The organism is Erythrobacter sp. SN021, assembly GCF_021864455.1.
On sequence record NZ_JAKKUW010000102.1, the window covers coordinates 1 to 400 of the forward strand.

General features: G+C 42.0%; 1 pseudogene. It reads right to left on the reverse strand.

From position 1 onward, the window contains the following. Positions 1 to 286 (reverse strand): annotated as a pseudogene (locus L5849_RS17675) (NADH-quinone oxidoreductase subunit H); the annotation flags it as partial. Positions 287 to 400 lie beyond the last annotated feature (114 nt).

The window sequence follows — 400 nt, forward strand, 5'->3', positions numbered from 1 at the left end:
GAAGGATTAGAGACATTCTTACTTCATATGAGATTGTTTGGGCAACCCCACGTAAGGCCCCCAATAGGGCATATTTTGAGTTTGATCTTCATCCGGCCATGAATGTTGTATATACATTTATTCTAGACACACATAAGAAATATAGTACCCTAAATTGAAGATAAAATGATTGGTGGGAGTGTGGATAAATAATCCATATTATAATTGCCAGAATTAGACCCATGGTAGGGGCTAGGAGAAATGGAAGTTGGTTGGAAGGGGTAGGTCTGGCCTGCTCCTTTAAGATTTTCTATTTGTTAATCTTTGAATCGATTCACGCCAAACAGAATGGAGGTTGATGCAACAACCGAAGCGGCCGAGGTCGAGACCTTCGCCTTCCAGGCCGATATCGCCTATAAGC